Here is a 24,670-nt window from a genome sequence, read left to right as displayed (position 1 = left end):
AACCAGACGGGTAATTTGTGATAAACGCGTCGCTTCACGCTTGAAAGGTCGAAAAATAACGGACAGGAGGCTATTGACGGTTACTTTTCTGCAGCGGATACGGCGTTCGCTACGACGTCTTTCGTCTCGGCGACGAGTTCGTCAACGGTCTCGCTCTCGGCGTAGATTCTGACGTACGGTTCGGTGCCGCTCGGTCGAACGAGCACCCACGAGCCATCTGCCCGTTCCGCACGGACCCCATATTCGGTTTCGACGGTCGCGTCGGGGAACCGCTCGGGAATCGCCGTCTCGACGCGTTCCATCGTCTCGGTCTTCGCCGCGTCGGGGCAATCGACGCTCACCTTTCGGTAGGGTCGCTCGGTCACGTCCGCTCGAAGCGCTTCCACGCCACCGGCGTCCGCGATGAGTCGGGAGAGCACCGCCGCGCTCACCACGCCGTCTATCCAGCCGCCGAACTGGGTGTGGATGTGTTTCCACGGTTCGGCGGCGAACACGACTTCGGTGCCGTCGTCGCCGTCTTCGAGGGCCGCCGCGATGCCCTCGTGAAGCGCACCGAGGCGCACGCGCTCGACGCGACCACCGGCCGCCCGGACGCGTTCGTCGATTCGCGCCGAGGCGTTCGGCGTCGTCACCACCACGGGGTCCTCGGCGTCGCTGGCGTGCGTGTAGTGTTCCGCGAGGAGTGCAACGACGGTATCCTCGTGCACGACGTCGCCGTCCGCGTTGACGAGGACGATTCGGTCCGCGTCGCCGTCGTGGGCGAGGCCGAATTCGAAATCGTCCGAGGCGACGAACGAACGCAGGTCGGTCAATGTCTCGGGCGTCGGCTTGCTCGGTCGACCGGGGAAGTGGCCGTCCACGTTCGCGTTGAGCGAGATGACGGTCGCTCCCAGCGCCCGGAGCACCTGCGGGGTCGCCACGCTCGCCATCCCGTTGCCGCAATCGACCGCGACGCGGACGCCGTTCAGCGGCGCACCGTACTCGCGTGCGTACTCAATAACCGCGTCCCGGTACGCGTCGAGAACGTTCTCGTTGGTGCTCTTTCCCCACTCGTCCCACGGGCGGGGTGGTTCCTCGTCCTCGACGCCGGTTTCCACGGCGCGTTCCGCGGCCCGGTCGTACTCCTGTCCGTCGTCGAAGAGTTTGATACCGTTGTCCGTCGACGGGTTGTGACTCGCGGTGAGCATGACGCCGCGGCGACCCTGCGAGGCGAACGCGAGCGCGGGGGTCGGAAGTTGTCCCGCACGGCGGACGGTCGCCCCCGCGCTTTCGAGTCCCGCTTCCATCGCGGCAGCGAGCGCCGCGCCCGTTTCGCGTCCATCACGGGCGACGACGAACTCCGCACCCTGTCGTCCCGCGGCCCGCCCGACGGCGAGAGCGAGTTCGGGCGTCACTCGCTCGACGACATCACCACGGATACCCGCAGTTCCGAACAAATTCATACGAAGGGGGTTCACACGCTGGTACTTAGGTTCCCGCGATTCCGTTTTACCCCCCAATAACGATATGCCGACCAAGGTCGTAGAGGTTGACATGAACGTGCCAAAGCTGACGACGCCGAACGGACTGTTCGACTACCTCATCGGACTCATCATCGTCCTTGCAGCAATCGCGGGACTCTACATCGTCGCGGTGATGAGCGGCGTCATCGCTCCGTGGTTCTGAAGGCGCGAAAAGGGTGGATTACAGTTCGACGCCGCTCGGGATAAGACTGTGTTGGCGCAACAGGTTGCCCTCGTTGTTGTAGACGAGAAACGTGCTCTTGTCGTACTCGACCACGTGGTCGCCGTTGATGGCGATATCGACGTGATAGCGACCGTTCGATTCGTCCGTCTCATCGCCGTACGCACGGGCCGCCCGGATGAATCGGAGCACGTCGTCCGCGTCCTCGTTGAGTTCGAGGATAAAATCGCCCGTCGTTCGATTCGTTACGCTCACCACGCCCGTCGCCGTCGGGTCGTCCAGACTGGCTTGGAGTCGGAAAGTAACGTCCGTTTCGCTCGCATCGAGGAGTTCGTCGGATGGGCCGGTAAGTCGCTCACGGAGCGTGGCGGACGGTCCCTCGAAATCGATGATTACCGTCGGCTTGCGGGGAGTCCCGTCCGCTTCAACCCAGTCGATATTTTCGACGTTCAGTGTGAAATAATCGCGCCTCATTCCGTACGCGAACCTACGTTCTCGCGTCTCATGAACGTAACGCCATATCTCGAAACGAGACCATTACGTCACGTATCATTTCTCACCCCTCCCACACCTCTCGAAACTGAAATTGTCCAGCCATTGATTTAAGTACTCCCACTCCAATGAGCGTGACAAGATACGTCTCTCACGTGCGAACGCGAGTCGGTCGGGGACCGACGCTCGAAACACCCGCACGAGGGACAGGGAACAAACATGTCGGGGTTAGCGTTAGACGAACTGACCGTTCGCGTCCGTGAGTGGCGACGGACGATTCGCCGCACGGCGGAGATGCTTCGGGGTTCGACCGTTTCGGTCGGCGATTACGACCCGGCGACCCACGGGTCGCTCATCACGTTCACCGGAGTGCCGGGATACGAAGAGGTGGAGCGGTACTGGGTGAACGCGCCGTTCGCGTTCGTCTCCATCAACTACGACTCGGACGCGAACGAACACCTGTATCACGTCGTCGAACCCGAGTTGGATGACGTCGAAGTCGAACTGCTGGAGCGGCTGTTTTCTGACCTGCGCGAGTCGCTCATCTACCGCCGCGAGATGGGTGACGAGACGGCGGAAACCGTCCTCCGCGACGAACTGCGCGAACTGCTCGAAGTGTACGGCGTCGAGGTGAACGCCGCGACCTACTACCGGTTGTTTTACTACCTCTTTCGCTCGTTTCGCGGGTTCGGTAAGCTCGACCCGCTCATCAACGACCCGCACATCGAGGACATCTCGTGTGACGGCTACGACCTCCCCATCTTCGTCTACCACGACACGTACAACGACATCGGGACGAACGTCGTCTACTCGAAGGACGAACTCGACAGCCTCGTCGTCCGTCTGGCCCAGCAGTCCGGCCAGCACGTCAGCGTCGGCGAACCGGTCGTCGAGGCGACGCTCCCGGACGGTAGCCGCGCGGAACTCGCCCTCGGCGAGGAGGTGACGCCGCGAGGGTCGGCGTTCACCATCCGAAAGTACGCCGACGAGCCGTTTACGCCGGTGGACCTGGTGAACTACGGAACCTTCAACCTCGACCAGATGGCCTACCTCTGGCTCGCCATCGAGAACAACAAGTCGCTCATCTTCGCGGGCGGAACGGCGTCCGGTAAGACGACTTCGATGAACGCGATCTCGATGTTCATCCCGCCGCGCTCGAAGGTGCTCACCATCGAGGACACGCGGGAGTTGACGCTCTATCACGACAACTGGCTGTCGTCAGTGACCCGCGACCGGCTGGACGAGGGTACCGACATCACGATGTACGACCTGCTCCGGTCCGCCCTCCGCCACCGCCCCGAGTACATCGCCGTCGGCGAGGTCCGCGGCGAGGAGGCGATGACGCTCTTTCAGGCGATGAACACCGGTCACACCACCTACTCGACGATGCACGCCGACTCGGTGCAGACGGTCATCAACCGCCTCGAAAACGAACCCATCAACGTCCCGCGGGCGATGATACAGTCGCTCGACATCCTCTCGATTCAGTCGTTGACCTACGTCGGCGAGGAGCGTTTGCGGCGGACGCAGACGCTCGCCGAAATCAACGGCATCGACCAGCGAACCGGCGATCTGGACTACACGACCACGTTCTCGTGGGAGCCGAGCACAGACACGTTCCGCAAGCGCGACAGCGGTGTGTTGGACGAGATTCGACGCGACCACGGCTGGTCGCAGTCCGAACTGCTCACCGAACTCCGCGACAGGAAACTCGTCCTCCAGTATCTCCGCGAGAACGGCATCTCCGACTATCGGCGCTTTACGGCGATGGTCAACGAGTATTACGCCGACCCGGAGACCGTCGTTTCGAACGTCAGGGAAAGCACCGACTCGGCCGTCGTGGAGCTCGACTGATGGGTCTGCTCAACTTCGTCCCGCTCGTCCTCGCGCTCGTGTTTCTCGCACCCGTTGCCCTCTCGCCCATCAGCAGGACGGCGTACCGAACCGTCACCCGCGTTTCGTTACAGTTCTTCGGCAGCTACGTCCGCGACGGCGGGCGGAAACGGAACCGCCGCAAGGAGCAGTTGCGGGCGGCGCACGTCGGTGAGACGTACCGACTGTACGCGTCGAAAACGTGGGTGTACACCACATTAGCCACCATCTCCGGCAGCATCATCGGTATCTACGTCGTCGGGCTCGTGTTGGCCGTCCTTTCGGTTTCCCCGGCGACGCTCCGTGCTGAACTCCCGGCGCGGTTGCAGTTCCTCGCCAATCTCGTGGTCGTCCCCTCGCTCACTCTCGGCGAACTGTTCGTCCTGCTCGTGTTCAGCAGCGCGACGGTCGGCCTCCTCGGTGGCGCGCTGACGTACTGGCTTCGCTGGGAGTTGCCGTCCTACCGAGGAAACGCCCGCTCCCGGAAGATAGACGGCAGCCTCTCTCGAACGGTCGCGTTCACCTACGCGCTCTCCCGGAGCGGGATGGGAATGCCCGCGATAATGCGGACGCTGGCGCGGAACCGCGACGTGTACGGCGAGGCGGCGGCGGAAGTCGGGGTCGGCGTCAAGGCCATGGACCTGTTCGGACTCGACGTGTTGACCGCCATCAAGCAGATGTCGCGCCAGTCGCCGAGCGAGAAGTTCGAGGATTTCGGCGAAAACTTGGCGAGCGTCCTCCAGAGCGGCCAGAGCCTTCCGACGTATCTGAGCGAGCAGTACGAGCGCTATCAGCGGGACGCGAAAGCCGAACAGGAGGCGTTCCTCGAACTGCTCTCGGTGCTCGCCGAGGGGTACGTCTCGCTGTTCGTCGTCGGCCCGCTCCTGCTCATCACCATCCTCGTCATCATGGGACTGATGGGCGTCGCCGACACGCTCGACTTCCTCTATCTGATGGCGTATCTGCTCATCCCCCTCGGTACCGTCGGATTCGTCGTGTATCTCGACAGCATCACGGAATCGCTTCGCATCAGCCGCGAGTCGAGAACGACGCCGAGTATCACCGTTCCGACGGTCCGGCGCGTCGCCGACCCGGACGCCGGACGGGCGGTGAGCGACGGCGGAACCGCCCCGACCAACGTCGAACGATTGGCGGCCTACGACCGATTCAAGGACGTTCGAGACGCATTCGCGGACCCGTTCCGAACCGTCCGCCGGAACCCGGATACGCTGTTGTACGTGACGGTCCCGCTCGCGCTCCTCTCCGTCGTGCTCCGCGTCTTTCCCGACCTCGAAGCGGGGACGGCGACGCCCGCGTCCGTGGATGGCGTCGTGATACAAGCCGCGCTGTTCGTCTTGGGGACGTACGCCGTCGTTCAGTGGGCGTACCGTCGCCGGGTTAAAGCGATAGAGGCCGCCGTTCCCGACATGCTCGACCGACTCGCCAGCCTCAACGAGGCGGGGATGACGGTCGTCGAGAGTTTCCGTCGGGTGACGAACAGCGACCTCGGCGCGCTGAACGACGAGTTAGAGCGCATGTCGCGCGACATCGAGTGGGGAACCGACGCCGCGACCGCGCTCCGACGGTTCGAGGACAGAATCGACACGCCGACCGTCACGCGGGTCGTCTCGCTCGTGACGAACGCGATGCACGCCAGCGGCGACATCGGGCGCGTCCTTCGAATCGCCGCGGACGACGCACAGGAATCGAGACGGCTCCAGCGCCAGCGCGAGGACGAGATGAAAACCTATCTCATCATCATCTACCTCTCGTTTTTCGTCTTCCTCGTCATCATCGGGGCGCTTTCGGCCATCCTGGTTCCCGCGCTCCGGGACCTTCCCGCCGGGAACGCGGCCGGTGGTCCGGTCAGCGTCGGTGGCCTCGGCAACGCCGCGGCGGTGGACATTCACGCCTACACCATCGTCTTCTTCCACACCGCGCTCGTCCAAGCCGTCGTCTCCGGGTTCGTCGCGGGGAAGATGGGCGAGGGAACGGTACGCGACGGCGCGAAGCACGCGACGACGATGTTGGCCATCTCCTACGTCGCCTTCCTGCTCATCGAGTTCCTGGTCTACCCGTAGGAGATTTACCCCCCGGCGCGAGAGTTCGACTGTGAACCCGACGAGTCACGACGTACGGGCGACCTACGACCGCATCGCGGACCACTTCGCCAAGACGAGGGAGTACGCGTGGCCCGAAGTCGAATCGTTCCTCGACGGTCGAGCGGGCACCACGGCCCTCGACCTCGGCTGTGCCAACGGCAGGCACGCGGAACTGCTGACCGGGCGCGCCAGCCGCGTCATCGGCGGGGACGTGAGCGCGGGCCTCCTCGCCGAGGCCCGCAAACGGGCGACGGAACGCGGCTTCGACCTCGAACTGGTGCAGTGCGACGCGGCCCGGATTCCGCTCGCCGACGACACCATCGACCTCGCGGTCTACGTCGCCACGCTTCACCACCTACCGAGCCGCGAGGCCCGCGTCGGCAGTCTGGACGAACTCGCCCGCGTGCTCTCACCCGACGGAACCGCGCTCGTCAGCGCGTGGAGCACGGCTCACGACAAATTCGACCGCGAGGAGGGATTCGACACGACCGTCGATTGGACGCTCCCCGGCGGGGAGACGGTGCCTCGGTTCTACCACATCTACTCGCCCGACGAGTTCCGCGAGGACCTCGACGAGAGCGCCCTCGTTTCCGACGACGTGTCCATCTCCAGCGGGAACTGTTACGCCGTCGTCCGCGGGCGAAAACAGTAACACCCTTAAGCCGGGGGGCACAATTCAGGAGTACACTCGTATTCGAACGCACCGGTGGTGAGCAAATCCTTCGGATTTGCGAGCCTCGGTGCGTACTCGGAACGGAGTGAGAGTACGCACCGGTGGTCTAGTGGCAGGACCTGAGCCTTCCAAGCTCATGGCACGGGTTCAAATCCCGTCCGGTGCATTTTCCGAGCGCTACCCCCCGAGCGACAAGCTTGCTGTGTCGGTCGGTTTCGAAGCGAGGAAATTCACGAGGGATTTGAAGTAGACGAGTCGCACGCCCGGGAAGCGTGCTTTCGTGAGCGACGAAGGAGCGAACGAAAACAGGGGGAGAGGTGCACTCTCCCCGAGCGACCCGGAACGTCTCGGCGTCGTTCAAATCCCGTCCAGTGCATTCTTCCACTATCGCTTCTTCGAGTCGCAACCGCCGTAGCCGGATTACTTCCTCCAACAGTGACAACTAAACCGATGCTTTCCGTTATCCGAACCGAACGATGACGGACCCGGAGACGATTTCGACCTACCAATCGGTCGCGGACGAGTATCGGGAACTGCACGCGGACCGAACGGGTGTCGAGGGGATAGTCGAGCGATTTCTGACGGCCGTCGAGGGAGTGGCCGAGGAGGGCGCTCGAATCGCGGATGTGGGGTGTGGTCCCGGGTGGGAGTCGGCGACGTTCGCGGAGCGCGGTCACGAGGTCGTCGGCATCGACCTCACGCCGAACTTCCTCCGGGCGGCGCGGGAGGTCGCCCCTGCCGCCGATTTCGCGCGGATGGACATGCGTCGCCTCGGGTTCGAATCCGATTCCTTCGACGGCCTGTGGGCCTGTGCGTCGTTTCTCCACGTCCCGCGGGGGGACGCTCCCGAAACGCTGGAAACGTTCCGCCGGGTGCTCCGACCCGGCGGCGTCTGCCTCCTCTCGGTCAAACACGGCGACGGCGAGATGAGCGGCGACGTGTACGACGAGGACGGACGACGGTTCACGCTCTACCGACCCGACGAGTTGCGGTCGATGGCGGATAGCGCGGGGTTCACCGTCGAATCGGCCAGCGTCGATGCGACCGACTCGTGGGTGCAACTGCTGGCGCGAGCCTGAGTGGGGGAGAAGGAGTTACTACGCCAACGACCGCGCCAGCCCACCGACGGTTCCGAGAACCAGCGGAATCGCCGCGGCGAGAGCGGTGATTTGCCCCATACCGAGTGCGTGGCTGAACGACCCGTGGAGCGCGAGCAGTCCGGAGAAGAGGAGGAGGGCGAGCACGCCGAAGCCGAATCCCGCGAGTACGCCGCGTCTCGGTGTCACCGCGGGGATGCTGACGAGCGCGCCGCCGACCAACAGGCCGAGCCAGTGGGTCCACGCGAGGGCGAGTCCGACGACCGCACCGACGGCGACGAACGACAGTCTCGCGGTCGGATTCGCCCGGAGCGCGTCGAGTCGGTTCACTCGGCTCATTCGTCACCTCCGAATTCGACGGCGAGGTCGCCGCGAATCTCGTGCGACAGGGGTTTGTACTCCGTGTTCGCCCATCGGCGGAGTTGGTCGTGGTAGTGGTCCGAGAAGTAATCGCCCGAGTTGCCGCCGGGGACGATGGCCTTCGAGTCGCCTCCCATCGGGCAGATCATCCGCCAACTGCTGCCGACCGCGGAGTCCTTCCGATAGTTGTTCACGGTGTGACTCGACCCGTCCGTCGGGAGCACGGGATAGTTCAGGAACGACTGGTCGAACGGATGCGTGATGGCTTCCGTCGTGTTGTAATCGCCGTACACCTCGTCGTCGCTCTCCGCGACCTTCTCCGACGCCGTTCGGAGGGCGCGGACCATCGCCGCTTGTCGCCCCTCGCTTCCGAACCAGCGCTCGCCGTCGAGGTGCGCCAGCACCCAATCGCGGGGGTAGTAGTCCTCGTCCAACCCGGCCTCTTCGAAGGCGTCCGAAAGCGCCTCCTCGCGGAAGGCGTCGAACCAGTGGACGAACAGCAGGGCGGCCTCCGAATCGCGTTCCATCCGGTAGTTCCACCGTGACAGCGTTTGGACCGCCGATTCGAGGCCGTCCGCCCCTCCCGCGGCGTCCAGTAGCGTCGGAACGAGCGTTTCCGCCCGTTTGTCGAGCGTGTCGTCCTGAATCTCCGCCATCGTTTTCACGTCCATGGCCCCCGCTTTCGCCTTCTCGTCCAGCAGTTCGTAGATTCGCTGGCCGCGGTAGGGGCTGGAGTACCCCTCGGAGAGGTACGGGTCGTCCGTGATTCGCTGGTTCGCGGTCGCTATCAGGTCCGGGTCGGTGACGTGCGGTTTGTCCTCGAACGGGACGAACCCCTCCCACGACGAGACGCCGAAGGATTCGAACCCTTCCCACTCGCCTTCTCCGGCGGAGCCGTCGAAAATCCAGTCGCCGCGGACTTCCTCGCCGTTCACCGTTCGGCGGGGAATCTTCCCGGTGACGTAGTAGAGCGTGTTGCCGTCCCGGTCGGCGTAGATGAGGTTTTGCGTCGGTTCGTCGAACCGCTTCGTCGCCGCGCGAAAGTCGTCCACGCCGTCGCTTCTGGCGTACTCGCGGATCGCCGCCGTCGTGTTCGTCGCCGTGTGGCCCGTCCACGCGACGCCGACCCGGTAGCCCTCGCGTTCGAGTACCGGTCCGTGGACCGTCTTTCGAACCGTCGCCGTCCTGTTTTCACCGTCGGCGACCTCGATTTCCCGCTCCTCGGTTTCGAACTCGCGCCACTCGCCCTCGTAGCGGTACCGATTCCCGTCGGTTTCGTACCGGTAGAAGTCGATGACGTCCGCACCGGCGTTGGTGAACCCCCACGCCCCGGCGTGGTTCTCGCCGATGACGACGAACGGAACGCCCGGAAACGTGACTCCGCGGACGCGCATGTCGCCCTGTCCGAGGTTCATCTCGTACCAGACCGGCGGGGTCATCAGCGACAGGTGCGGGTCGTTCGAAACGATTGGATTCCCGCTCTTCGTGTGTTTCCCCGAGACGAGCCAGCTGTTCGACCCGATGCCGTGGGTGCGCTCGAAGCCGCCGAGCCAATCGAGCAACGGCGCTCCGACCCCTTCCGAGTCGGTCGCCTCGTTCCGTCGGGAGACACCGTTCGCCGTCGTTCCCTCGTTCGCCTTCCCATCATCCTTCCCGCGGATGACCGGCGAGTCGTGGTCGAGTCGCTCGGGATAGAGGTCCGTCGCGGCGTCCGGGCCGAGCGCGGAGGCGACCTTGGCGCGGCGGAGGGTGAGAAAGTTCCCCGTCAGCGTCCACGAAATCTGCTTTTCCAGCAGCATCGTGTCTTCAGGGGTCCACCGCGCCGGTTCGTACTCCAGCAGTCCGAACTCCAGCGGGAGCGGTTCGTTCTCCATGTACGCGTTCACGCCCGCCGAAAACGCCCGGACGGGTTCCGCCGCCTCCGGTTCCGAATCGGCGATGTGGTTCCACGTCGCGTCCGCCCCGCCCGCGAAATCCATCTGGACGTGGAACTCGTCGGAGTCGGCCGCCAGTTCGCCCACGACGGCGGCAACCTGCCCGCGCATCAACCGCCGCTGTAGGTCGAGTTGAAACAGCCGGTCCCGCGCCTGCGCGTAGCCGACCGCGAAGTAGAGCCCTGCCTCGGTTTCGGCCGTGATGTTCGGCACGCCGTCCTCGTCGTAGCGGAGTTTCGCCGTTCCGTACTCGCTTTCGACGGACTCGTTCACGTCGTCCGTCGCGCTCTCCCACGCCGACCCGCTCAAGGGGGCGAAGCGCCGGAGGTAGCTCCGAACGGGCGAGAGCGACCCGCCGACGGCCGTTCCCCCGAGTATCGCGCCGACGAGGGCACGGCGCGTGATATCGTCATCCATACCACAACGTGTGACCTCGCCGATATAAATGCCCCCGCCTCGGCCCCAATTGTAAACGAGTGGTAGGTTTAATTCCGTTGCAATCGCCGTAAGCGAGCGTCGAACGTTCCGCGCCTCCGCCACGAATGTAATCGCGCCGTGTCCTGAAACCCCGAACGCTCACAATAGGACCAACCATTTCGGCGCGTGCGCCAGCAGGCCCGAGGCCATCACGGCCGAGGGTCTGCTGATTATCACGCGAGGGATGACTGAGCGGATGCGAAGGAATCGGTTGGGGAGGGCGTGGCTGAGGCGGTTTGCGGTACTGTGCGGTCGCTGTGATTAGGTGGACTCTGAAAGGGGCCGCCCGGTCCCGCGAACGGAGTAAGCGGACGGGGGCTTTCAGCGACTACCTCTCTGCAGTTTCGACTTCAACAAAACCAGTAGCATCTCGTAGCGAGCGGACGGGGGCGTTCGAGGACTGCTTCTTGGCGCTTACAACCGCGTCAAATCCGAGCGCATCCAAAAACCGTTTTTCCACTCCGATTCCGCGAACACGCTATCCTATCCACTACTTCCACGGGTTCGTCACGAGGTCCGAATGAACGTCGGTCCCGACTTCGATTCGACAGTCCGTCTTCGGGCGGGCGATGCAGAGCAGGACGTAGCCGTCCGCCAGCGAATCCGCCTTCAACGCCCGCGATTCGCGCTCGTGTTCGATTTCCCCGGACAGCAGGCGACCGGTGCAGGTGGCACACGCGCCGGTTCGACAACCGAACGGCAGGCCGATTCCCTCTCGCTCGGCCGCTTCCAGCACCGATTCGGCGTCCGCGGCGCGGACGGTTTCCGTTCCGCCCCCGCGCCAGCGAAGTTCGACGCGATGGCGGTCGCGGCCGCCGTCGGCGTCGCGTTCGGCGGCCGTTCCGTCGCGCTCCGCGATTGTTCCGTCGTTCTCCGTCACTGCCACACGTCGCTCGTGGTGTCGCCGTCGGGCCACCGGATTTCGTGCGCCCGGGCGGGACCGTTCGGCATCTCGCCGAAGTCCACGAGGAAGTCCTCGTCCAGCGTCATCGTCCCCTTCCGCGGGTCCACGTCGGCCTTGAGCATTACGGACCCCTTCTCGCCCTCCTCCGGGTAGAACTGGTTGTCCCACGTGGAGAACAGCGAGGTGGTCCAGTACAGGCGCTCGCCGTCGATGCTGAGTTGGAGCATCTGTGGCCCCGCGACGACCGGTCTGTCGTCCTCGCCGGTCGGGTGGCGCGGGCCGTACAGCCCGCCCGCCCAGAGTTGGTCAGCGAGGCGCGGGTTCGACGGGTCGCTCACGTCGTACATCCGCACGTCGCCGTGCAACCAGTTCGAGAAGAACAGGTAGCGGTCGTCCATCGAAACGAGGAGGTCGGTGATGAGGCCCGGAACGGGCATGTCCCAGTCCTCGTGCTCGCGCGGTTCGATGTCGATGACCTTCTCCGCGAACCACTCCTTCTCGCGCTCGTAGAAGTGGAAGATGTTCGACGAGAGCGCCGCGCCCACGTAGCCGTGGGCCGCCTCCGGGCTATGCAGGAACCGGACTTCCAGCGGAATCATCCCCTCCTCACCGAGGTCGATGGTCTGCTGGAGCTGTCCCTGCTCCCAGTCCCAGAAGTGGAGTTTGTGACCGTACTTGCCCGCCTCGACGTCTTCCAAGTCGAAGCCGGGATAGTAGGTCTTCGGCGCGGCCCACTCCGAGGAGACCATCACGTTGTGCCGCGGCTGATACCAGAAGTCGTAGTTCATCTCGATCTCGCCCGGCGGGTCCCAGCGCCCCTCGATTTCGAAGTCGTCGTTCAGTTCGAGGAAGCCACCCGGTAGGTCGCCGTCCTCGTTCCCCAGCATCGAGATGAGGATTTCCCCGTCGGGAATGCAGTGGACGGTGTGCGGCGCGGACAGGTCGTACTCGTACACCTCCTCCGGCTCGATGACTTTGACGATTTCCGGGTTCTCACGGTCCTTCGTGTCGATGATGTGCAACCGCGACGACCGCTGGCCGGGAACGACGAGGTGGCGTCGCTCCAGCCCCTCGACGTGGCAGGACGAAGAGCAGGCGTTCCAGCCGAAGTGGTGTAGTTCGTCGCCCTTGTTCGGCATCTCCACGCGGTCGATGACCTCTGTGTACGTGTCCGAGTCCGGGTTCACGTCCACGACCGACAGGAAGTCGGGGGCATCGACGTCCGTCCCGACGTACAACGACGGCACGTACGCAACCGTCTCGCGCTCCGCCTCCTCGATGGCGGCCTGTGGCGTCGCGTAGCCCGGCCCCTCAACGTCGTGGTGGTGTTCGTGGTGTTCGTGCGCTCCGCTTTCGCTTGATTCGGTATCGCTCATGGTCCCCCTCCAGTTCGACCTTCGATAGCGCCGGTCGTGACGGGGAGTGTTGAGGCAAATATTGCCGCAAAATAACGGGATGTCTCGAGCTTCGTAGAGCCTGCGTATCCAGCTAGCGGGATATCCGGTTGTTTCGAGGAGCGGTGTTTGTCGGGCGTGGGATTGGGGGGGACCGAGAAACAGACCACCTCGAAAGCCCCCGCCCGCCCAGTTGAACGGACTAGGTGCTCCGAATCAACTGCACGGCGCGCGACGGTGCGTGGACGGTTGCGGTGCGAGGCGGTCTTCATCGTTGCTCGGTAGTTGCAGTCCCAGCAAAATCGCCCACATCATTTCGAAGCGAGCAGACGGGGGCCTTCTGGGCCGTCCTCGTCGCTACTGCCCTCGCAAGGACGAACTGACCCAAGACATCTCCAACGATTCCGTCTCCCGTCTCACACCCCGTATTCCGACACGCCGAGAATCGCACCGCACTCCGAACACTCCCAGACGGTCGCGTCGCTGAACTTCGCGTCCGTCTCGCTCTCTACGACTTCGATGAGGTCCTCGCCGCACGCGATACAGTGTCCCATACGACGTCGTTCTCGCTTTCGATTATCTGCTTTTTGGTCACTTCGGCGATGATAAAAGCAATCCGAGAGGGCCGGAATCGCTAACGGGTTCCGTTTCCAACCACGAACCGTGTTTCTTCCGACACCGCTCGTCGTCGGTGCGCTCGCGTCGAGCGCCTTGGTCGTGGGAAGCGCGGTCGGGGCGTTTTGGACACCGCCGAAGGACGTCGTCGCGGCCGCGTTGGCCTTCTCCAGCGGCGCGCTCATCACCGCGTTGTCCTTCGACCTGTTCCAGGAGGCGTTCGAGGCGGGCGGCCCGTGGTACGCGGGTGGCGGGTTGATGGGCGGAGCGACCGTCTTCGTCGGTGCCGACCTGCTGATAGACCGCTACGCCGCGAGCCAGTCGGGATTCGCACTACTGGCTGGCGTCACCCTCGACGGCGTTCCCGAGAATACTGCCCTCGGCGTTACCATCGCCGGTGGCGGGCACGTCCACTACCTCACCCTGCTGGTCGCCATCTTCGCCTCGAACCTCCCCGAGTCGCTCAACGGCGCGGCGGACATGCGCAAACGGAACTACTCGAAGCGGGAAACCGTCGCGCTCTGGCTGTTCGTCGCCGGACTGCTCACCGCCGCCGTCATGATCGGCGATGTCGTCTCGGCCGGATTCCGCGACGAAACCCTCGCCGCGACGGTGATGCCGGAAGCGTTCGACGAAGGCGGACCACTGGTTGCGCTGGCAACCGCGGCCGGATTTCTACTCACGTTCGTTTTGACGTGACGGGTTCGAGGCCCCGTCGAAATCGGTTGCTCCGCTCTGGGTCGTCGGGTGTAGAAAAATAACGCACCGCGTCAGTGACTTACTCGTACAGCCACTCGGCGTCTATCTTCTCGTAATCGACCAGTTCGTCCTCGTCGAAGAACAGGTCGATTTCGCGCTCGTTCGCGCCCTCGTCCTCGTGGTCCGAACCGTGAATAACGTTCCGGCCGAGGTCGAGACCGAAGTCGCCGCGGATGGTACCCGGGGCGGATTCGGCTGGGTCGGTTTCGCCCATCATGCGGCGAACCTGTCGCGTTGCGTCCTGCCCTTCCCAGACCATCGCAAAGACCGGTCCGGAGGTGATGAACTCGACCAGGCCGTCGAAGAACGGCTTGCCCTCGTGTTCACCGTAGTGGTCGTGGGCGAGTTCCTCGTCTATCTGCATGAACTTGCCGCCGACCATCTTCAGACCTCGGTCCTCGAAGCGGGAGACGATCTCCCCGATGAGGCCGCGCTGAACGCCGTCGGGCTTGACCATCACGAAGGTTCGTTCGCTCATTCGTTACCACTCTCTGCTTGGCCTTGCTCGGTCCATTCGAGGTCGCGCGGTTCGCGACCGAGGTCGGCGTTCTTCTCGCACTTCGCCGAGCAGTAGTGGATGGTCGTTCCGTCTACGCGGACGAACATCGTTCCCGTACCGGGCTCGATGTCGCTTCCGCAGTAATCACACTCTCGCGTCTGTGGCATTATTGTCCTCCGATGGAGTCTGCCTCGCGTGCGGTCTCTCGCAACTGGAGCACGTCGCCCTCTCGGACCGGTCCGAGACAGTTGCGAGTGATGATTCGCCCTTGGTTGCTGCCTTCGCGGATGCGGCATTTGACCTGCATGGCCTCGCCGTGCATCCCCGTCTTACCGACGATTTCGATGACCTCGGCGGAGGTGGAGTCCTCCTGTCCGGTCTCTTCAGCACTCATCGTGAGTCACCTCACCGAAGTTCCTCGACCTTCGAGGCGATGTCGTCCACGTCGTCGCTGGCTTCGCCAGCGTCAACGATGGCGGCGGCGGCGCTACCGACTTCGAGTCCGGCCGCGTGACCGACGTCGTCCTGCGTCTCGACGAAAATGAAGGGGATTCCCTTCTCGTCGGAGAGTTCGGGCAGGTGCATGACGATTTCCTCGGGCGTAACGTCTTCCGCGACGTAGATGAGGTCGGCGTTGCCGCGCTCGACAGCCTTGGTCGTCTCGTTCGTTCCTTTCTTTACGCTTCCTGTGTCCCGTGCGACTTCGAGCGCGTCGAGCGCTCGGTCCTGCAGGTCGGCTGGGACGTCGTAGTTGACGTATACTGGCATAGGTTGTTCACCTCCCTACGCGCTGGCTCAGGCTCCCCTGCCGGATGAGTCCTGTACGGCTAGGAGCATCATCAACCCCGCGTAGGTTGTACACTCCAGTAGAGTGTGCCCCCATAAAAACGCTTTCAAATCCACGACGGAGTGGCACGGTGGCGCACACGCTCCTATCCCCCGATTTCGGCCGATTATTCACGACACTCGAAATCGGCGTCCCACTCGTCGCGGAGGTGTTCGTAGAACAGCGTGTCGTGGTACGCTCCCCGCGAGAAGATGTGTTCTCGAAGTCGGCCTTCGCGCTCGAACCCGAGTGACGTTCGAAGCGGAAAACTGGACCGGGCGCGCCGATTCCGAGGGGGACGAATGACAAAACGCTTTCAGTTCATCCGGAAGCGGAGCAAAATCCCGTCAGAAACGTTTCCGACGAATCCGAACACCCGTTTTGTGGCTCCAACACGTACACGCGTTCATGAGTGGGGGGACAGCAATGCGTACAGAGACGGCGAGCGAGGAACAGGACCATCACCTTCCGGCACCCGAGGATTGGCCGAAAGGGTTCGGCGAGGCGTCGTGGTGGCCCTTCGTCTCCGCCATGGGCGTCGTCGGACTGTACGTCGGCGCGGGATTCTACGTGTTGAGCCACGGGGGAAACTCCTACGTGCCACAAATCGCCAGCCCGGTCGTCTTCGTCCTCGGGACGGTCGTGTTCCTCGGTGGACTCTACGGCTGGTTGTACCACGGCTTCGTGGACCACTACTGGTACCGGGAGGGCGGCGGACAGACGAAGCTCCGGTGGGCGATGACGCTCTTTCTGGGGACCGAAGTGGCGACCTTCGGAGCGGGGTTCGTCTACTACTTCTTCATCCGCGTCGGAACGTGGCCGCCGACCGGCCAGACCATCCCCGACGTGATGAGTTCCCTCGTCCTCATCAACACGCTCATCCTCATCGCAAGCAGTTTCACGCTCCACTACTCGCACATGTCGCTCCTGCGCGGGAAACGGAACCGGTTCATCACCTTCCTCGCGCTGACGATTCTGTTGGCGTTCGTCTTCCTCGGCGGCCAGATTTACGAGTACAACCTGTTCATCGCACACGAAGGGTTCACCCTCACCTCGGGCGTCTTCGGAAGCGCCTTCTTCGGCCTGACCGGGTTGCACGGCCTCCACGTCTCGCTCGGCATCGTCCTCATGTGCATCCTGTTCGTCAGGGCGGCGTACGGACAGTTCTCGTCGGAGCGGGACACCTCCGTCACCACCGTCACGATGTACTGGCACTTCGTGGACGCGGTGTGGATATTCCTCGTCGTCTCGCTCTACGCGGGAGCGACGCTTTCCGGCTAAGCACCACACCGTGCTATTTATTGTCAACGCCAAAAAGCATATACGGAAGGCACCGGTTTATTTACCTGGCGAGGTCCCCGCGCTAAATGCGAGCGGGTTGACGCCATCACGTAACCCCACCTCGCCCGACTCCTGACTGTTCTACCCGAAAAGAAACATCCTTGCGATGGACCGACCAACCACGGGTGTGAACGTCTCGTCTCTGGCGACATCGCTCCGTGAAGAAGCCCGACGGACGAACGAGCGTCGGCTCCTCGTCCTCGCGGGAAACCGCGACGAGGGGTCCGAACTCGCTCGGAACGCCCTCGCCGCCGCGGGAATCCCCGAGAAGGCGACCGCGCAAGTCGGCCCGCAACGCATCGTGGACTGTGAACGGGTGAGCCAGCGTCAGGCAGGGGAACTCCTCGGGACGACCCACGAAGCGGTCGTCTTCGACGCCCACGACGAACTCCGCCCGAACGCGCTGGGTCGGGTCGTCGGCGCGGTGGACGGCGGCGGTCTGTTCGTCCTCCTCACACCGCCGCTCGACGCGTGGCCGACCCGCCGGGACGACTTCGACGCGACCCTCGCGGTCCCCCCGTTCGGGGTCGAAGACGTGACCGGCAACTTCCGACGGCGGTTCGTCTCCCTCCTCCGCGACCACCGCGGCATCGCCATCGTGAACGCGGATTCGGAGACCGTCGAGGACGACGGCCTGACACACCCCGCACCCCGGCTGGCCGACACCGACCACGAAGGAGCACCGGAACACGCGACACTGAACGAGTTTCCGCGCGCCGCCGCCGACGCCTGTCTGACCGACGACCAACTGTCGGCGGTCAGCGCGTTCGAGGCGCTCCGCGAACCGAACACCGCGGTCGTCGCCGAGGCCGACAGGGGCCGCGGAAAGTCGAGCGCCGCCGGAATCGCCGCCGCGTGTTTCGCCGCCGACGGCGATGACGTCCTCGTGACGGCGCGAAGCTACCGGAGCGCCCGCGAGGTGTTCGTCCGCGCCGCCGCCCTCCTCGATTCGATGGGCGAACTCGCTGACACAGACCACGACCCGCCGACGCGGATCACCGTGAATTCGGGCGGGACCGTTCGGTACGAGAAGCCGACGGATGTTATCGAACGCGTTGGACCGAAGGGCCAACGGAACGAACGCGTTGGGCCGAAGGGCCAACGGAATACACACGACGGACCGGAGGACCGCCAGCGCGACCACGCCGATGTCGTGTTCGTGGACGAGGCCGCGGCCCTTCCGGTGCGCATGCTGGAGCGGTTTCTCCGTTTTTCGCGCGTCGCGTTCACGACGACGATTCACGGCTACGAGGGTGCCGGGCGGGGCTTCTCGGTGCGGTTCCGAGACCGACTCGACGAGGGCGACCACGACGTGAGCGACGTGGCGCTGGCCGAACCCATCCGATACGCGCCGGGCGACCCAATCGAGGTCTGGGCGTTTCGCGCGCTCGCGCTCAACGCCCGCCCCGCGGTGGACCCGCTCGTGACCGACGCGACGCCCGACGGAGCCGAGTACCGGGCGCTCGACGCGGACGACCTGCTCGCCGACGAGAACCTGCTCCGCGAGACGTTCGGCCTGCTCGTGTTGGCGCACTACCGAACCGAACCGGCGGACCTCGCCCGACTGCTCGACGCCCCGAACGTGGCGGTGCGGGCGCTCCGCTGGAACGGCCACGTCGTCAGCGTCGCCCTTCTGGCGCGGGAGGGAGACCTCCCCGCAGACGTGCGCGAACACATGTACGACGGCGGGCGCGTGAAGGGCAACATGCTCCCCGACGTGCTGACCACGCAACTCCGAGATTTCGACGCCGGAATCCCGGTCGGGATGCGCATCATGCGCATCGCCACCCACCACGCCGTTCGTTCGTCGGGGTTGGGGTCGTGCCTGCTCGCCGAGGTTCGCCGGGAGTGTTCCGACCTCGACTGGCTCGGCACGGGGTTCGGCGCGACGCCCGAACTGCTCCGATTCTGGCGGGAGAACGGCTACCGGACGGTGCAACTCTCCACGACGCGCAACGACGCCAGCGGCGAGTACTCCGCGCTCATGTTCGACCCGATTTCGTCGTCCGGGAACGACCTGTACGAGCGCCACACCCGACGGTTCGCGGGGCGAATCGCCTCGGTGCTCTCGGACGCGCTCGCCGACATGGACCCCGACGTGGTACGGGAATCACTTCGGGCGACGGACGCGGACGTGGAGACGTCGCTCACCGACTGGGAGTGGCGACTGGTCGCCGCCAGCGCCTACGGGCCGGGACAGTTCGACCACGGCCCGGCCCCGTTCCGACGGTTGGTCGTGAAACAACTCGTCGACCCGGACGACTCGGATGCGCTGTCCCAGCGACAGGAACGCCTGCTGGTTCGAAAAGTCCTCCAAGCTCACCGCTGGCCCGCGGTCGCCGACGAACTCGGTTTTCATTCACCTGGCGAAGCGATGCGGGCGTTGGGCGCGGCGTTTCAGCCGCTCGTGGACGCGTACGGAACCGACGCCGCGATGGAGGAGAAACGGCGCTACTCGGATTAATCCTGCCGGTCGTCGAGGATTTCGTCCGGCCCGGTCGTGAGGATGTGACGGCTCACCGTCCGGTGCGCCCGTCGCAGTCGTTTCGATAACGCCTGCTGGCTGATGTCGAGTTGTTCGGCGAGTTCGCTCAGGTTCGTCTTCCTCGGCACCTCGAAGTACCCCGCGTCGAGCGCGGCGTTCAACGCTACGCGCTGTTTCGCCGTGAGGAGAAACTGCCCGTCGACGGTCGGCGTCTCGGGCGTGTGCAACCGTTTCAGTTCGACCGTCACGTCGTGATGCGTCAGGTCGGCTTGAAGCTTCGAGATGTGGTCGCGGTGTTCGAATCGCATCTGAAAATCCCAGCCCTCCTTCGCGGCGGTTCCGGTGAGGATGACGGGGTCGCTTTCCAGTACGTCCTCGACGGTCGCTTTCGTCTCGTTCGACCACTCGACGCGATAGAGCGACCCGTACGGGATTTCGGTGAGTTTCGTCACCGCAACCGTCGTCGGGTCGGCACGAAGTTCTTCCTCGACTGCTGTCGCCGTCCCGCCACACACCCAGATGTAGGGGAGAATACGGTTCGCGGGATGTGCGACCATGCGTTCGATTTCGACGGCCATGTTCGGAATCGCGTCGAAGGCGTCGGAGAGCGCGAACTGCTCGGTGGGTATCGTGAATTCGGCGATGACGCTCATTTCCTCACTGGCCTCCACTTTCCGTAACGAACACACTCATCGAGAGGTCGCCTCGATGAGAATGCGGCCGTTACTAAGAACGACCACTTCGCACTCACAATAGGTAAATGTAACCCGTCCCGTGTTTCTCGCGCGTCCACTCCAACTGTCCGCGAACAGCTCGTCGAGCGCGTCGGTATCGACCGTCTCGTAGAGCGGTGGCATGTCGTTCGTTCGAGCGTTCGTCACCGCTGCCGTTGCGGTGATGATTCCCTCGGTAATAGTCTCGTCGGGGGCGATGTCGTACGTAAAATCGGCCCCCTCCTCCAGTTCGGCAACATCCATAGCGAAATGAGTTTCGCAGCCGCCCTCAAACGCGGGGTTATTCTTGAAACCCTTTTATAATACTCGTTTCGATGTGTTCAAAAACACCATCGCTACGACCATGTGGTTTCAACGCGTAGCGATTCCCGATGGAATGTGCCGAAAACGACTGTGAAAACGAGGCGGCAGTTCGACTGCACATCCCGTGGAGCGACAACCGACTCGTCTGCACGAGTCACGCGAGGGTGCTGGCGCGACAGGATGGCGTGGTCGCCGAACCGCTGGAGGACGTGGACTGGGAGTAATGGAGGAACGGGGGGTTACCGAGAGTGTCGCAGAAAGGAGCGAGTCGGTCCGTCCTCGCGGCCGTGTCGGTGGTGAAGGGTCGGCAACGAGCGGAAAGCGCGGTCGTCTACTCGTGGGCGAAGTAGGTCACCGTCTCGGCGTCTCCCTTGCTGTCTCGCGCCACGCTATCCACTCGCGCGAACCCGACGCGCTCGAACTGCACGATGTCGTCCGCGTCCGTCTCCGCGAAGTCGGGTTCCGCGACGCCTTCCACGTCGCCGTCCATGGTTCGCATGCGGACCGGGACGTTCGCCTCGGCGGGCACCCAGTGGATTACGTCCACGCCCTCGTCGCGGACGGCGCTGATGTCGTCGCCCGTGTACTGGAGCGCGTCGCGGGTGTGCTCGAAACACCCGAGTCCCTTCAACCAGACTCGGTCGCCGTGGTCCGGGATGTCGTCGGCTTCGATGCGCACGGCCTCGCCCGCCGGGATGTGGCGCGTGCCCCTGTCCTCGTGGTCGGGATGGACCGGCGGTTCCGCCGCCTCGGGGTAGTCGCCGATGAGCGGATACTCCACTCCATTACCGGACGACGTCCGGTCGCCAGCCGAGCTCTGCTCGGCGCTGTCCCGGACGAAGAAGAAGCGCGGCGCGTCGTCGTCCACCAACTCGCGGTTGTTGGCGTAGATTGTGCTCATGGCTAAATCGACGTTGCTCGTGGACGTGCCGAGTCCGACCATCGCCTCGCGGATGGCCTCGCCGCGGATGCCGCGACGGCGGACGCTCTGGAGGGTGGGCGCACGGGGGTCGTCCCACCCGTCGAGTTCCCCCTTCTCGATGAGTTCCTTGATGGTCGAGGTGGACATCTTCACGTCGTACTCGTCCACCTGCACGTGCCCCCAGTGGATGGTTTCGGGGTACTCCCAACCGAAGTAGTCGTAGACGAACTGCTGGCGCTTTGCGGAATCCTGCAGGTCGATGCCGCGGATGATGTGGGTCATGCCCGTCAGGTGGTCGTCAACGCCGGACTGGAAGTCGAGCATGGGCCAGCAGCGGTAGTCGGCGGCCTCGGGACGCGGGTGGGGCGTGTCGATGATGCGGAACGCAACCCAGTCTCGCAGGGCGGGATTCTTGTGTTCGATGTCCGTCTTCACGCGGAGTACCATCTCGCCCGACTCGTACTCCCCGTCTATCATGTCCTCGAACTCGGCGAGCGTCGTCTCCACGACCTTGTCGCGGTGTGGGCACGCCTTCGCGTCGTTCTTCAGGTTCGAGAACTCCTCGCCAGAACAGGAGCAGGTGTACGCGCCGCCCTTCTCGATGAGGTCGCGGGCGTGGTCGTAGTAGATTTCGAGGCGGTCGCTGGCTTTGATGACCTCGTCCGGTTCGAAGCCGAGGTAGTCGATGTCCTCCAAAATCGCGTCGTAGGCGTCCATGTCCGGGCGCTTCGTCTCCGGGTCGGTGTCGTCGAAGCGCACCAGCATCTCGCCGTCGTAGAGGTCCTTGTACGTCCCGATGACGGCGGGCATCCGTCCGTGCCCGATGTGCCACGGCCCGTTGGGGTTCGGCGCACAGCGCATCCGAATCTCGTCGTACTCCTCGGCGTTGGGCAGGTCGGGGAGCACTCGGTCGTCTTCCTCGTCCTCCGCGTCGAGTTCTTCGACGAGTTCGGCGTCGAGTTCTTCGAGTCGGGCGCGTCGTCCCTCGGCGTCCAACTGGTTCACCTGCGCGACGACCTTTCCCGCGATACCAGGCACTTCGCCGCCGTGTTCGCGGAAGTCGGGATTCTCCCCCATCAGCGACCCCATGATGGCACCGACGTCCGCGTCGCTGTCGTGTTTCAACGCGTTGAATAGCGCGTGTTTCTCCGCCTCCGTCTCGATTCGCGTCCGCAACTCGTCGTCCATTATCGAACGATTTGGGGGTCAGGGTGAAAAATCTCGCTTTTCGGTGCAGTACCGTCCCTCCGTGTTTCGGTCCGCACGTAGTACCCTCACGACACGAGAGATAACGCAAACCTGAGGTTTGAAAAACGGTATTGACGGTTGATGACAATTAGAACTAGTTGGATTGATATAATAAACAACCGTTTGGAGAGTATTCGATAAACAATACAAAAATCAGCGAGAACAGTAAGGGTTTTTTGAATGTTTGTACGTCCTTACTTCGTGTTTCCGCCGATGAATCGGCCCGTGCTCGGAACGGGGTTACAGCGAACGCGAGCCGTTCGTCTTCTGTTTTCGAACTGCTGACAACTTACGCATCCGACGTTCGTAGCGCGAAATGTGTTGAAACACGAACAACGCGAACTGGGTCAACGGTCGGACGGTTTAAAATACACCCCGATCGCAGTGGGTTTTCGAGCGGTCGACCACCGCTCGTGGAGAAAACCAATGATACGAACACTACGAACGCTGTTGACGCTCGCGGTCGTGGCGACGATGATCGCTAGCGTCGGAGTCGGCTCCGTCGCAGCGACCAACGACCATCCCGGATGTAACACCCATTCGGAGGATAAGAATCCGAACTGCGGGAATCACGGGGACAAGAAAACGACCGACAACAGTCAGCGAATAACCGACGGCGATGACAGTAACAGCGTCGACGACACGCACGTCGTCATCGCGGGCAACGGCAACGGTCCCGGAGACGATACGGTGTCGGACAACGGTATCGACCAGGACAACACCAACGCGAACGCCGGTGACGACGTGAACGTCGATTCGTAAAGAGAATCATTCGCGGTCTATCAGAGCGGTTTCAGCGGCCATTTTTTCGTCGCGCGAAACGACACTCGAGAGTCGGGACTGGCGGATACGTGATATATTCGAAGAAACGGAAGACGGTTCCGCCGGACGCCTCAGTAACCGCGTTCGATGAGGTAATCGGCTATCTGTTCGAGCAGATAGCGCGATTCGTTGTCCGGCAGAACGCTCAGGTGGTCCTTTCCGCGTTGGACGAGTTCCTGTGCTTTCTCCGTGGCGTACTCGATGCTTCCGGCCGCTTCGAGACGCTGGACTGCCTCGTCGATTTCCGCTTCCGTCACGTCACCGACGTCATCGGTTTCGACCAACGAATCCACGTCCACGCCCTGACCGCGGGCGTGAAGCGTGATGATTGTCTGTTTGTTCTCCACGAGGTCGCTTCCTCGCTGTTTGCCGAGTTTGTCGCTCGGCACGGTCAAATCGAGCACGTCGTCCTGGATCTGGAACGCCCGTCCGACGTCGATACCGTAGCGGTACAGGGCTTCCGTCGTCTCCTCGTCCGCACCGAGGAGGACGGCCGGAACCTTCGCCGCCGCACCGTAGAGGACCGCCGTCTTGTTCTCGATCATTTCGAGATACTCGTCCGGAAGGACGTCGGGACGCTCCTCGAAGGCGACGTCGAGCGCTTGGCCTTCACAGATTCTTGTACAGGTGGATGCGAGTACGTCGAGCGCGGTGACACAGCGGTCGGGCGTGGCGTCCGTCTCCAGCATGATTTCGAACGCCTTGGAGTACAGCGTGTCACCGGCCAGAATCGCCGTTTCCGTGTCGTAGGCACGGTGAACCGACGGAACGCCACGACGGAGGTCGTCGTCGTCCATGATGTCGTCGTGGATGAGCGTGAAGGATTGGATCACTTCGATGCTCACCGCGGCGGCCATCACGTCCAGTTCGGTTCCGTCGAGCGCCGGGAACTTCCGGTACGCTTCCGACATCGGTTCGACGTCGGCCAGCGCGTCCGCGACGAGCAGGAGGACCGTCGGTCGAAGGCGCTTCCCGCCCGCGTCGAGCAGGTAGCGGGACGCCTCGTAGAGACGCTCCGGTTCGACTATCGGGAGTTCCTCCTCGATGGCCGCGTTGACGAGTTCGCGGCGCTGCTCGACCGTCTGCATGACGAGTTCTTCACGTGATTCCGTACTCGCGTCAGTCATA

27 protein-coding genes and 1 tRNA gene are annotated in these 24,670 nt (G+C 63.6%); 13 read left to right on the top strand and 15 right to left on the bottom strand.

Features of this window, described 5'->3' with window-relative positions:
* Positions 1 to 80: 80 nt before the first annotated feature.
* A complete protein-coding gene (locus tag V5735_RS04425) occupies positions 81 to 1,442 on the bottom strand; it encodes a phosphomannomutase (RefSeq protein WP_423745253.1) in 1,362 nt (453 codons plus the stop codon).
* A 91-nt stretch (positions 1,443 to 1,533) separates the two neighbouring features.
* Here V5735_RS04425 and V5735_RS04420 point away from each other — a divergent pair, with 91 nt between their 5' ends.
* A complete protein-coding gene (locus V5735_RS04420) occupies positions 1,534 to 1,665 on the top strand; it encodes a hypothetical protein (RefSeq protein WP_423745252.1) in 132 nt (43 codons plus the stop codon).
* An 18-nt stretch (positions 1,666 to 1,683) separates the two neighbouring features.
* Here the strand turns inward: V5735_RS04420 and V5735_RS04415 are convergent, their stop codons facing one another.
* Positions 1,684 to 2,157, bottom strand: a complete 474-nt coding sequence (locus V5735_RS04415) for a DUF5793 family protein (protein WP_423745251.1) — start codon at positions 2,155 to 2,157, stop codon at positions 1,684 to 1,686.
* Positions 2,158 to 2,394: 237 nt separating this feature from the next.
* On the opposite strand from V5735_RS04415, the gene V5735_RS04410 reads away from it, so the two are divergent.
* The 6 genes from V5735_RS04410 (at position 2,395) to V5735_RS04385 (ending at position 7,901) form a co-directional block, all read left to right on the top strand.
* Positions 2,395 to 4,029 (top strand): type II/IV secretion system ATPase subunit, encoded by a 1,635-nt coding sequence (locus V5735_RS04410; protein ID WP_423745250.1) that lies wholly within the window; start codon positions 2,395 to 2,397, stop codon positions 4,027 to 4,029.
* Positions 4,029 to 6,128 carry a type II secretion system F family protein gene (locus V5735_RS04405; protein WP_423745249.1) on the top strand — a complete coding sequence of 700 codons (2,100 nt, stop codon included), beginning with the start codon at positions 4,029 to 4,031 and terminating at the stop codon, positions 6,126 to 6,128. Before V5735_RS04410 ends, V5735_RS04405 begins: the two co-directional genes overlap by 1 nt.
* A 31-nt stretch (positions 6,129 to 6,159) precedes the next feature.
* Positions 6,160 to 6,801, top strand: coding sequence for a class I SAM-dependent methyltransferase (locus V5735_RS04400; protein ID WP_423745248.1), 642 nt, complete (start codon positions 6,160 to 6,162; stop codon positions 6,799 to 6,801).
* Positions 6,802 to 6,917: 116 nt separating this feature from the next.
* Positions 6,918 to 6,988 (top strand) — tRNA-Gly (locus V5735_RS04395).
* Between the two features lie 114 nt (positions 6,989 to 7,102).
* Entirely contained in the window at positions 7,103 to 7,237 is a 135-nt protein-coding gene (locus V5735_RS04390; RefSeq protein WP_423745247.1) for a hypothetical protein, read from the top strand.
* A gap of 61 nt (positions 7,238 to 7,298) precedes the next feature.
* Complete coding sequence (locus V5735_RS04385) at positions 7,299 to 7,901, top strand: class I SAM-dependent methyltransferase (protein WP_423745246.1); 603 nt, start codon at positions 7,299 to 7,301, stop codon at positions 7,899 to 7,901.
* 18 nt (positions 7,902 to 7,919) lie between these two features.
* Here V5735_RS04385 and V5735_RS04380 read toward each other — a convergent pair whose 3' ends face one another.
* From V5735_RS04380 to V5735_RS04360, 5 genes are all read right to left on the bottom strand, one after another.
* The gene (locus V5735_RS04380) at positions 7,920 to 8,258 is read right to left on the bottom strand and encodes a hypothetical protein (protein WP_423745245.1); all 339 of its coding nucleotides are present in this window, start codon (positions 8,256 to 8,258) and stop codon (positions 7,920 to 7,922) included.
* Positions 8,255 to 10,630, bottom strand: coding sequence for a penicillin acylase family protein (locus V5735_RS04375; protein ID WP_423745244.1), 2,376 nt, complete (start codon positions 10,628 to 10,630; stop codon positions 8,255 to 8,257). Before V5735_RS04375 ends, V5735_RS04380 begins: the two co-directional genes overlap by 4 nt.
* 550 nt (positions 10,631 to 11,180) lie before the next feature.
* Entirely contained in the window at positions 11,181 to 11,549 is a 369-nt protein-coding gene (locus V5735_RS04370; RefSeq protein ID WP_423745992.1) for a 2Fe-2S iron-sulfur cluster-binding protein, read from the bottom strand.
* A gap of 17 nt (positions 11,550 to 11,566) precedes the next feature.
* The gene (locus tag V5735_RS04365) at positions 11,567 to 12,970 is read right to left on the bottom strand and encodes a selenium-binding family protein (protein WP_423745243.1); all 1,404 of its coding nucleotides are present in this window, start codon (positions 12,968 to 12,970) and stop codon (positions 11,567 to 11,569) included.
* 434 nt (positions 12,971 to 13,404) lie between these two features.
* The gene (locus tag V5735_RS04360; RefSeq protein ID WP_007978738.1) at positions 13,405 to 13,542 is read right to left on the bottom strand and encodes a hypothetical protein; all 138 of its coding nucleotides are present in this window, start codon (positions 13,540 to 13,542) and stop codon (positions 13,405 to 13,407) included.
* A gap of 109 nt (positions 13,543 to 13,651) precedes the next feature.
* Between V5735_RS04360 and V5735_RS04355 the strand changes: the two genes are divergently transcribed.
* A complete protein-coding gene (locus tag V5735_RS04355) occupies positions 13,652 to 14,302 on the top strand; it encodes a ZIP family metal transporter (protein WP_423745242.1) in 651 nt (216 codons plus the stop codon).
* A 79-nt stretch (positions 14,303 to 14,381) separates the two neighbouring features.
* Here V5735_RS04355 and ndk read toward each other — a convergent pair whose 3' ends face one another.
* The 4 genes from ndk to rpl7ae are packed head-to-tail and all read right to left on the bottom strand — an operon-like array spanning position 14,382 to position 15,629.
* The gene (ndk, locus tag V5735_RS04350) at positions 14,382 to 14,840 is read right to left on the bottom strand and encodes a nucleoside-diphosphate kinase (RefSeq protein WP_423745241.1); all 459 of its coding nucleotides are present in this window, start codon (positions 14,838 to 14,840) and stop codon (positions 14,382 to 14,384) included.
* Positions 14,837 to 15,028 (bottom strand): 50S ribosomal protein L24e, encoded by a 192-nt coding sequence (locus V5735_RS04345; protein ID WP_395282320.1) that lies wholly within the window; start codon positions 15,026 to 15,028, stop codon positions 14,837 to 14,839. The genes ndk and V5735_RS04345 overlap by 4 nt, the downstream gene beginning before the upstream one ends.
* Entirely contained in the window at positions 15,028 to 15,255 is a 228-nt protein-coding gene (locus V5735_RS04340; RefSeq protein WP_007978744.1) for a 30S ribosomal protein S28e, read from the bottom strand. Before V5735_RS04340 ends, V5735_RS04345 begins: the two co-directional genes overlap by 1 nt.
* An 11-nt stretch (positions 15,256 to 15,266) precedes the next feature.
* Positions 15,267 to 15,629 carry a 50S ribosomal protein L7Ae gene (rpl7ae, locus tag V5735_RS04335; RefSeq protein WP_007978746.1) on the bottom strand — a complete coding sequence of 121 codons (363 nt, stop codon included), beginning with the start codon at positions 15,627 to 15,629 and terminating at the stop codon, positions 15,267 to 15,269.
* Between the two features lie 149 nt (positions 15,630 to 15,778).
* On the opposite strand from rpl7ae, the gene V5735_RS04330 reads away from it, so the two are divergent.
* The 3 genes from V5735_RS04330 (at position 15,779) to tmcA (ending at position 19,492) form a co-directional block, all read left to right on the top strand.
* Positions 15,779 to 15,940 carry a hypothetical protein gene (locus V5735_RS04330; protein ID WP_423745240.1) on the top strand — a complete coding sequence of 54 codons (162 nt, stop codon included), beginning with the start codon at positions 15,779 to 15,781 and terminating at the stop codon, positions 15,938 to 15,940.
* A gap of 173 nt (positions 15,941 to 16,113) precedes the next feature.
* A complete protein-coding gene (locus V5735_RS04325) occupies positions 16,114 to 16,968 on the top strand; it encodes a cytochrome c oxidase subunit 3 (protein ID WP_423745239.1) in 855 nt (284 codons plus the stop codon).
* Between the two features lie 187 nt (positions 16,969 to 17,155).
* Positions 17,156 to 19,492, top strand: coding sequence for a tRNA(Met) cytidine acetyltransferase TmcA (tmcA, locus tag V5735_RS04320; protein ID WP_423745238.1), 2,337 nt, complete (start codon positions 17,156 to 17,158; stop codon positions 19,490 to 19,492).
* On the opposite strand, the gene V5735_RS04315 is transcribed toward tmcA, so the two are convergent.
* Together V5735_RS04315 and V5735_RS04310 are read right to left on the bottom strand one after the other, a co-directional pair.
* Complete coding sequence (locus V5735_RS04315; protein ID WP_423745237.1) at positions 19,489 to 20,166, bottom strand: helix-turn-helix domain-containing protein; 678 nt, start codon at positions 20,164 to 20,166, stop codon at positions 19,489 to 19,491. The genes tmcA and V5735_RS04315 overlap by 4 nt on opposite strands.
* Before the next feature lie 36 nt (positions 20,167 to 20,202).
* The gene (locus V5735_RS04310; RefSeq protein ID WP_069450856.1) at positions 20,203 to 20,490 is read right to left on the bottom strand and encodes a HalOD1 output domain-containing protein; all 288 of its coding nucleotides are present in this window, start codon (positions 20,488 to 20,490) and stop codon (positions 20,203 to 20,205) included.
* 128 nt (positions 20,491 to 20,618) lie between these two features.
* Here V5735_RS04310 and V5735_RS04305 point away from each other — a divergent pair, with 128 nt between their 5' ends.
* Complete coding sequence (locus tag V5735_RS04305; protein WP_423745236.1) at positions 20,619 to 20,774, top strand: hypothetical protein; 156 nt, start codon at positions 20,619 to 20,621, stop codon at positions 20,772 to 20,774.
* A gap of 107 nt (positions 20,775 to 20,881) precedes the next feature.
* On the opposite strand, the gene V5735_RS04300 is transcribed toward V5735_RS04305, so the two are convergent.
* Complete coding sequence (locus V5735_RS04300; RefSeq protein WP_423745235.1) at positions 20,882 to 22,660, bottom strand: glutamate--tRNA ligase; 1,779 nt, start codon at positions 22,658 to 22,660, stop codon at positions 20,882 to 20,884.
* Positions 22,661 to 23,146: 486 nt separating this feature from the next.
* On the opposite strand from V5735_RS04300, the gene V5735_RS04295 reads away from it, so the two are divergent.
* Entirely contained in the window at positions 23,147 to 23,482 is a 336-nt protein-coding gene (locus V5735_RS04295; protein WP_423745234.1) for a hypothetical protein, read from the top strand.
* Between the two features lie 131 nt (positions 23,483 to 23,613).
* Here V5735_RS04295 and idsA3 read toward each other — a convergent pair whose 3' ends face one another.
* Complete coding sequence (gene idsA3, locus V5735_RS04290) at positions 23,614 to 24,669, bottom strand: geranylfarnesyl diphosphate synthase (protein ID WP_423745233.1); 1,056 nt, start codon at positions 24,667 to 24,669, stop codon at positions 23,614 to 23,616.
* Position 24,670: the final 1 nt, after the last annotated feature.

It is taken from the genome of Haladaptatus sp. SPP-AMP-3 (assembly GCF_049568665.1).
Classification (GTDB): Archaea; Halobacteriota; Halobacteria; order Halobacteriales; family Haladaptataceae; genus Haladaptatus; species Haladaptatus paucihalophilus.
Note: the sequence above shows the minus strand (reverse complement) of the source record. Positions and strands in the feature narration are given on the sequence as shown.